This window comes from Paenarthrobacter sp. NCHU4564 (assembly GCF_052156435.1).
Classification (GTDB): Bacteria; Actinomycetota; Actinomycetes; order Actinomycetales; family Micrococcaceae; genus Arthrobacter.
In genome coordinates, this window is the sequence record NZ_JBQLIS010000006.1 from 227896 (window position 1) to 236356 (window position 8461).

The 8461-nt window shown below is 62.9% G+C and carries 5 protein-coding genes and 3 tRNA genes; 1 reads left to right on the forward strand and 7 read right to left on the reverse strand.

Annotated features, from left to right (window positions below; translation table 11 throughout):
* Positions 1-98: 98 nt before the first annotated feature.
* The 5 genes from ACSVIE_RS09030 to bcp all read right to left on the reverse strand — a co-directional run bounded on the left by ACSVIE_RS09030 (position 99) and on the right by bcp (position 7441).
* Positions 99-3326, reverse strand: coding sequence for an efflux RND transporter permease subunit (locus ACSVIE_RS09030; RefSeq protein WP_442423616.1), 3228 nt, complete (start codon positions 3324-3326; stop codon positions 99-101).
* Positions 3327-3395: 69 nt separating this feature from the next.
* Positions 3396-4901: a malate:quinone oxidoreductase gene (locus tag ACSVIE_RS09035; RefSeq protein WP_426003114.1), complete on the reverse strand. Its 1506-nt coding sequence runs from the start codon at positions 4899-4901 to the stop codon at positions 3396-3398.
* A gap of 79 nt (positions 4902-4980) precedes the next feature.
* Positions 4981-6645 (reverse strand): ABC transporter substrate-binding protein, encoded by a 1665-nt coding sequence (locus ACSVIE_RS09040; protein ID WP_442423610.1) that lies wholly within the window; start codon positions 6643-6645, stop codon positions 4981-4983.
* A gap of 182 nt (positions 6646-6827) precedes the next feature.
* Positions 6828-6909 (reverse strand) — tRNA-Leu (locus ACSVIE_RS09045).
* A 58-nt stretch (positions 6910-6967) separates the two neighbouring features.
* Positions 6968-7441 carry a thioredoxin-dependent thiol peroxidase gene (gene bcp, locus ACSVIE_RS09050; RefSeq protein ID WP_442423611.1) on the reverse strand — a complete coding sequence of 158 codons (474 nt, stop codon included), beginning with the start codon at positions 7439-7441 and terminating at the stop codon, positions 6968-6970.
* 85 nt (positions 7442-7526) lie between these two features.
* Between bcp and ACSVIE_RS09055 the strand changes: the two genes are divergently transcribed.
* Entirely contained in the window at positions 7527-8003 is a 477-nt protein-coding gene (locus tag ACSVIE_RS09055) for a MarR family winged helix-turn-helix transcriptional regulator (protein ID WP_426003110.1), read from the forward strand.
* A 105-nt stretch (positions 8004-8108) separates the two neighbouring features.
* Here ACSVIE_RS09055 and ACSVIE_RS09060 read toward each other — a convergent pair.
* Positions 8109-8184: transfer RNA gene (locus ACSVIE_RS09060), tRNA-Lys, on the reverse strand.
* 201 nt (positions 8185-8385) lie between these two features.
* Positions 8386-8461 (reverse strand) — tRNA-Lys (locus ACSVIE_RS09065).

The window sequence follows — 8461 nt, forward strand, 5'->3', positions numbered from 1 at the left end:
ACCTGAAAATAGATGCATTTGCATGTATCAGTTCCTGCAACAGGGAAGGGCCGGGAATCATTCCCGGCCCTTCTGGTACTGCAAGTGGCGCCGTGCGGCTATTCCGCAGGGTTGGCTGCGGCGCGACGTCCGCTGACCCGGGGCACCATCCCGGTGGTCCAGTCGAGGAATTCGTCAGAGCCGGTGCCGTTGCCGTTGCCGTTGCCCTGGCGGACGGCGGGCCGGTTCTGCAGATCCTTCAGGAGCTGCTTCTTCTCGCGGCGGCCTTCAACCAGCTTGTAGAGCACGGGAACAAGCACCAGGGTCAGGGCGGTCGAGGACACCAGGCCGCCGATCACGACGATCGCCAACGGCTGGGAAATGAAACCCCCGCCGCCGGTCAGTCCCAAAGCCATGGGAGTCAGTGCGAAGACGGTGGCCAGGGCGGTCATGAGGATGGGCCGAAGGCGTTGCCGTGCACCATGCGTAATGGCGTCCGCTACGCTCATGCCCGCGCTGCCGTCGTGCGGCTTGCGGTACTGGTTGATGAGGTCGATCAGCACAATGGCATTGGTCACCACAATGCCCACCAACATCAACATCCCGATCAGGGACGGCAGGCCAAGTGGTACGCCGGTCAGCAGGAGGAGGCCCACTGCTCCGGTGGCGGCAAAGGGCACGGACACCAGCAGGATGAGCGGTTGGATGAGCGACTTGAAAGCGGCCACCATGATGACGTAGACGATCGCGATCGCTGCCAACAGGGCCAGGCCCAGCTGCTGGAACGACTCTGCCTGCTGCGTGGTGGCACCGCCGACAGTCGCCGTGACGCCCGCCGGCAGCTGGACGTCCGCGAGCCGCTCCTGGACAGCGGCGCTGACGCTGCCAAGGTTGGAGCCCGACGGCGTGACGCTCACCCTTGCGGTGCGCTGGCCGTTGCTGCTGGTAATTGAAACCGGCGTTTCCACCTGCTCCACCGAGGCAATCGACTCCAGGGTGATGCTGCCGCGGGGTGTGGGCAGCGGGAGGGCGCGGACGGCGGCGATGCTGGTGAAACGCGTACCCTTTCCGATCTGTACCGGGTAATCGTTCGTCCCGATCCGGACCGTACCCGCCGGGATGGGGCTGACCGTGGTGGCCAGGACCGCTCCCACCTGCTGCTCCGTCAGTCCCGCCGCCACGGCTTTCGCCCTGTCGACCCGGACCTGGACAACGGCCTGGCTGGCGGCCAGGTTGGTGGAAACTTCCGTGCTGCCCGGTACCCCTTCCATGGCCTTCACCATGGTGTCGCTGGCGCTTTGCAGGTCCGCGGAATTGGACGCCCGGATGGTGATGTCCACCGTAGACGAGGTTCCGAATCCGCCCTGCTGGGATCCCACGGTGATCTTTCCGGGCAAGCCTTCGAGTTTTGCCCTGACGTCGTCCTGCAGCTGTTTCTGATTTACTTTCTCATCCGTCACGATCGTGAAGGTCGAGTTCGAGGCGCCGGTGGAGGTCAGGGCAGCGAAGCCGGTCTGCGCATTCCCGGAGGTCGCCTGGATATCCTTGATGCCTTCCAGGTCCCGCAGGGCTTCTTCGACCTTGGCGGCCTCGTTGCTGGTCGCTTCCAGGCTGGTGCCGGCAGGGAGTACCTGGCGGACTGTCATGCTGTTCTCACCGGACCGGCCCAGCAGGTCCGTAGCCAGGAGCGGAGTGGCGGCCACCGTCGCCACCAGGATGAGCGCAGCTGCCGAAAGGGTGGCCGCAGGATGTTTCTGCGTTGTGGCAAGGATGGGCAAGTACCCTCGCTGCAGGCGGGACTTCTGCTCAGCTTCCCGGGCCCTGTCCGCGACGGTCCTGGCGTCCTCGGGGCCGGCCGCAGCCTGCCCGCCCCGGCGCGGTGAGGCGAGGAACCAGTAGGCAAGGACCGGGACGATCGTCAGGGATACCAGCAGCGACGACAGGAGGGCGATGGTCACGGTCAAGGCGAACGGACGGAACAGCTCACCTGCCAGGTCGCCCACGAATGCGATGGGGAGGAAGACCGCGACTGTCGTCAAGGTGGAGGCCGTGATGGCCCCCGCTACCTCACGGATGGAGGTCAGGATCGCCGTGAGTTTGTCTTCCCCGTAGCTGAGGTGGCGCTTGATGTTCTCGATCACCACGATCGAGTCATCCACCACACGCCCGATCGCGATGGTCAGGGCTCCGAGGGTGAGGATATTCAGCGAGTACCCCGTGGCGGAGATCCCGATGAACGTGATCAACAAGGAAAGCGGAATGGACACCGCAGTCACCAGCGTGGACCGTACGGACATCAGGAACACGAGGATGACGGCGACGGCGAAGCCCAGGCCCAGCAGGCCCTCGGTGGTGAGGTCCTTGATGGACTTTTCGATGAAGGGTGCCTGGTCGAACACGGGCGTGAACGAGGCATTGTTGCCCAACTCGGCTTCCATCGGGCCGATTGCGTCACGCACGGCATGGGAAATCGCCACCGTGTCGCCTTCCGGCTTCTTGGTCACTGACAGGGCCAGCGTGGGTTTGCCGTTGGTGCGGGTGATCGAGGTTGGCGCATCATCCTCGATGCTGACGTCGGCCACTGAGCCGATCGTTGCGGAGCTCCCGCCGCCCGCCAAGGGAAGGCCCTTGATGACGTCCACGGAATCCACCGGGCTGCCGAGTTGCAGGGACAGGGTTTTGCCCTGGTCCTCGATGGTGCCCACCGGAACCAGTGCCCCGTTGTTTTTCAGGGCGTCGCTGATGGCCTGGACGGAGGCGCCGGCTGCCGCGAGCTCCGCGGGGCGGGGCTGGACCAGGATGTGCTGGCTGGCGCCGCCCGTCACCTCGGCTCCGCGGACGCCGTCGAGTTTCTGCAAGCGGGGGACACTCAGGCGTTGCAGGTCCGCGTTGAGCTCACTGAGCGGCTTGTCGGATGATACCGCGAGGAAAACGATCGGGAAGTCGCTGATGTTGCCCGCAATGGACTGCGGTTCCACATCTGCCGGCAGGACCCGCTTGGCATTCGAGATGGCACGGTCAATCTGGTTCCGCGCGCGGTCGAGGTTGGAACCATAGGCGAACACCATGGTGATCTGCGAAACGCCGTTGCGGGACGTGGAGGTGGTGGACTCCAGGCCCTCCACACTGTTCAGCGCCGTTTCCAGCGGCTGGCTCAACTGCTTGTCCACGACTTCCGGAGAAGCCCCCGGCATGGACGTCACCACGGTGATCTGGGGGAACTCGATCGACGGGATGAGTTCCTGCTTCAACGACCCCATGGTGATCACGCCGAACACCGCCGCAAAGACGGTGATCAGCGCGATCAATGCACGGTTACCCAGGGACAATCTGGCCAAGCGGAACATGTCAGTCATCGTCTCCTGGAGTACGGATTCCTTCGGCTGACGGGAACCGGCCGCAGCCTCTTCAGTTGCCTAGCTCTTGAGGGCGTTGGCCCCGTCGAGTTGCAGGGAGCGCGCCGTGCTCGCCTCGAGCTCGGCAGCGAGCTCGGGGTTCTCGTTGAGCTTGACGCCGTAGCCGGGCATCATGTCCTTGAGCTTGGACTGCCAGCCCTTGAAGTTCTTGGGGAAGGACTTCTGGAGCAGCTCGATCATGATGGGAACGGCTGTGGACGCTCCAGGGGAGGCGCCGAGCAAGGCACCGATGGAACCGTCGCGCGATGCGATGACCTCGGTGCCGAACTGCAGGACACCACCCTTCTGCGGGTGTTTCTTGATGATCTGTACACGCTGCCCGGCGGTGATGAGTTCCCAGTCTCCGCCTTTTGCTTCCGGGTAGTACTCCCGGAGCGACTCCACCTTGGCCTCGTGGCGCTTGGCCACTTCCTTGATGAGGTAGGCCGTGAGGTCCATGTTGTCCTTGGCGACCGCCAGCATGGGAATGATGTTTCCCGGGCGGATCGACAGGGGCAGGTCCCAGTAGCTGGAGGATTTGAGGAAGTTGGTGGAGAAACCGGCGTACGGTCCAAAGAGCAGCGAACGCTTGCCGTTGACGAAGCGGGTGTCCAGGTGGGGCACGGACATCGGAGGCGCGCCTACCGAAGCCTGGCCGTACACCTTGGCGCTGTGCTGGGAAGTGATCGAATCATCCGTGCAGCGGAAGAACTGGCCGGATACCGGGAACCCGCCGTAGCCCTTGCTTTCCGGAATGCCCGATGCCTGCAGGAGGTGCAGCGCGCCGCCGCCAGCTCCGACAAAGACGAACTTGGCGTGGATCCGGCCGTGCTCACCGGACTTGCGGTGCTTGATGGAGAGGTTCCAGCCGCCTCCGGACGCCCGCTCGACGTCGGTGACGTCGTGGCCGTAGTTGACCTCCGCGCCGCTGCTTTGCAGATAGGTGGTCAACTCACGCGTCAAGGCGCCGAAGTCGACGTCGGTGCCTTCCGCCGCGCGGGTAGCGGCAACGCGCTGCTTGGCGTCGCGGCCCTTGACGATCAGGGGAGCCCACTGGGCGATACGGGCCTGGTCTTCGGAGTACTCCATGCTGCGGAAGAGCGTGTTCGGCTTGAGGGCCTCGTAACGTGTCTTCAGGAAGTTCGCGTGGTCGTCGCCAATGACGAAACTCATGTGCGGAACGGTGTTGATGAAACCTTTGGGGGAGCCGATGACCTTGGTGTCCACCAGGTGGGACCAAAATTGCCGGGAGAGCTGGAATTGCTCGTTGATGTGGATTGCCTTTGACGGATCCACCGAACCGTCCTTGGCAGCAGGTGAGTAGTTGAGCTCACACAGCGCAGCGTGTCCCGTGCCGGCATTGTTCCAGGGGCCGGAGCTTTCGAGTCCCGCTTCGTCGAGGCGTTCGAACAGGGAGATGGTCCAGGTGGGTTCAAGCTGCTTGATGAACGCACCCAGGGTGGCACTCATGATTCCGCCGCCTATGAGGACGACGTCGGCATGTTGAGTCTTGGAAATGAAGGTCACAATCAATCTCCGATAGGGGCGGCACTGGCTGTCACAGAATATCCCCGCGCGGACCCAATACTGAAATTGCCGGGAATCGTCAAGGCTTTAGGCGGACGTTTGTGAAAACTTCGTTGAGGACAGGGGATGCGGGGTAGCTTTCCACCTTGTCGGACAGTGCCAGGGCAGAGATCGGGAAGGCGATGGGAACAGCCGGGACGGAGGCCGCAATCTCGGCGTTGATGGCCTGGTACTGGGTGTTCCGGTCGTCGCCGTTGGGAAGGGCCCGCGCCCTCTCGATCTTGTGGAAGACCTCGGAATCCGTGTAGCCGAATTCGCCGCGGGACTCGCCGAACAGGGGTCCCAGGAAGTTGTCGGCATCTGCGTAGGAACCGTTCCATCCCAGCAGGTGCAGAGCGTGGTCACCCGGGGACTGGACCTTCTGCAGGTAGCCCGACTCCCAGGGCACCGGAACCGGTTTGATGTTCAGGCCCACGGCCACCAGCTGCCTGCTGATTTCGGCGTAAATCTTTTCCGGCGTGGGCAGGTAGGCGCGGGTGGCGTTCTGCGGGTAGTAGAACTTCAGTTCCTCGCCCTTGTAGCCGGCCTTTGCCAGGAGTTCCTTGGCCTTGTCCGGGTTGTATCCCAGCGACGGGGCGTTGTTGTTGAAGCCACTGAGCTTGGGCGGCACAAACTGCGATGCCTGGGCGGTGTTGTCGATAAAGAACCTGCGGATCAGGGTTTCCTTATCGATGGCCATCTCGATCGCCTGGCGCACTTCCAGCTTTTCCAGCGGTGCCACGGCCTGGTTCATGCCCAGGTACATCACGGAGAAGGGGTCGCGCTGGATGATCTGGACGCCCCGTTTGACCAGTTCATCGAAGGTCCCCGGGGTGACGAGGTCGTAGGCATCGATCTTGCCGTCCAGCAATGCCTGCTGGCGGGTTTCGGCACGGTCGTAGGGGATGAAATTGATGGTGGCAATCTGGCCCTTGTTGCCCCAATAGCCCTTGTTCGTGGCCAGCGTGATCTTCTGCTCATCCCAGGTGCTGAACTGGTAGGGGCCGGTTCCTACGGGATGGCCGGAATATGCCGAAACGGCCTGCCCGTTGCGGGTCTGGTCCAGCACGTTGGCGGTCCCGGTCTCCAATGCCTTGGGCGAGGAGATCGCAAATGCCGGGAGTGTCAGGGCCTGCAGGAAACCGGTGAAGGGCCGCGTGAGGTTGATTTGCACGTTGCCCGGTGAAACAACTTTGCAGTCCTTGAAGATCGAGAACACCGGCTCATCCGAGTAGGCCTTGAAAACGCCTTGGAAGGAGATACCTGGAACCTGCTTCCGCAGTTCGGCGGGGAACGTGAACCAGCGGTTGAAGTTGGCGCAGACTGCGGCCGCGTCAAAGACGGTGCCGTCGTGGAACGTGACGTTGGGCCGCAGGGTGAAGTCGTAGGTGAGGCCGTTGTTGCTGTCTTTCCATTCGGTGGCCAGCAGTGCGGTGGTCTGTCCGGTCCCGCCGTCCACTCCCACCAGTCCTTCGAGGACCTGGCGGGTCACGCGGTAGGACTCCGAGTCTGCCGTCATCGCCGGGTCCAGTCCCAGGGGCATGGAGGCTGTCCCGAAATTGAAGGTGGCGGTTGGTTCGGCTGCCGGGCTGCTGGTGGAGGAAGAAGGGGAGGGCCCCGGTGTTCCCGTGCAAGCCGCAAGGGCCAGTGCCATGGAAAGGGCCCCAAGCTGTTTCGTCAGCCGCCGCATTGTGCTGCTTGCCACTCTTGTCCCCTCAAGCCGGTCGGAAGTGCTGTGGCCGGCTTCGGCCAGACCGCATTCCAGTCTAGATGAACCTCATCGTTGCGCTGCGTGGCTTGGTACCGCACACACCGCGTCAGGGCAGTCCCCGTCTGCTTGAGGAAAAAACACCCCCGGCCCGTGGGCCAGGGGTGCCTCGACAACTGTGCGCAAGGGGGGACTTGAACCCCCACGCCCGAAGGCACAGGAACCTAAATCCTGCGTGTCTGCCAATTTCACCACTCGCGCGGATGGTGGCCGGCTGTCCGGGGGACAGTTGGGCTTCCACCGGCCTCCAGTGTACCCGTTAGCTGTCCAGTTTCAGGTCCCGCCGGAGCTTGGCAACATGCCCGGTGGCGCGGACGTTGTACTGGGCCAGTTGGATGTGCCCCGCGGGATCAACCACCACGGTCGAACGGATAAGCCCCATGTAGGTCTTGCCGTAGTTCTTCTTCTCGCCCCAGGCGCCGTAGGCCTCGGCTACTGCGTGATCCTCGTCAGACAACAGGGGGAAGGTCAGGCTTTCGGCTTCGGCAAAGGCGGCCAGGGACTTGACGGGATCAGGGGAAATACCCACCACCTGGTAGCCGGCTGCCTGCAGGGAAGCCAGGGAGTCGCGGAAATCGCAGGCTTGTTTGGTGCAGCCCGGCGTGGATGCGGCCGGGTAGAAATAGACAATCGTTTTCCTGCCCCGGAAATCCGAAAGGCTGACTGAATTGCCTGCCGCGTCCGGGAGGGTGAACTCCGGGGCGGTGGTGCCTGGGGTGAGTCGTTCGGCCAAAATTTACTCCTTGCATACGTGGGCGACTCCCCAGCTTAGTGGGGAGAAGCCACGGCTTCACCCTCTCCGCGCATATACTGTCGGCATGCCGGATATGGAGAGATGGCCCACTACGCGATTGCTTTCGACGGCGGCGCGGCTTGTGGAAATCTCGTGGAATGAAAAATTGAAGAACATCGGATTGACCCACGCCGGGGTGATTGCCATGCAGGTCCTTGCGGCGAAAGGGCCCATTACACAGGCTGCCTTGGCTGAAGTCGCGCGGGTCAAGGCGCAGACAATGGGCACTACGCTCGCCAGGCTGGAGTTGCACGGGCACGTCAGCCGCCAGCGCAGCGACTCGGACAGACGCAGCCATGTGGTGACACTCACAGAGGCGGGTTCGGCGGCGTTGGCCGAGGCGGTCAGGCTTGAGCAGGACGTTCTGGCTCCGGTGGCTGTGGACACATCCCGCCTCCGCGAGGAACTGAGGCTTGTGGTGCGGGGCCTTGCGGGCGCGCCGGTCCTCGACCGTCCAGCCGGAGAGCCGTTCCCCGGGGCGCCCCAGGACGGCAGTTTGTAGGAATTGCAGGAGGGCCGGCCCCCGGGCCGGCCCTCCTGCGCATCACGTATCAGGACGAAAACAAAAAGGCTCCGGACCGCATCAGTGGTCCGGAGCCTTTTCTCGTGGTGCACCCCCCGGGACTCGAACCCGGAACCCATTGATTAAGAGTCAATTGCTCTGCCAGTTGAGCTAGAGGTGCAGCTGCTGTGTTGGTGTTTAGGGCTTCTTCTTTCCCTGTTGACCTCCGCAACGACAGATAACACTACACCACCTTGTGGGGTGGTTATGACCAAAAACGGCTCAGAGTGACGCATCACACTTTCGATGCCTGGAGTGGCCGCATTAAGAAGGTTCTGGAACGAAAAAAGGCTCCGGAGTGAATCACTCCGGAGCCTTGTTGTGGTGCACCCCCCGGGACTCGAACCCGGAACCCATTGATTAAGAGTCAATTGCTCTGCCAGTTGAGCTAGAGGTGC

Bases quoted from the DNA above. Each gene is read 5' to 3' on its own strand.
- ACSVIE_RS09030 (WP_442423616.1), bottom strand. From the start codon at position 3,326: ATGTTCCGCTTGGCCAGATTGTCCCTGGGTAACCGTGCATTGATCGCG.
- ACSVIE_RS09055 (WP_426003110.1), top strand. From the start codon at position 7,527: ATGCCGGATATGGAGAGATGGCCCACTACGCGATTGCTTTCGACGGCG.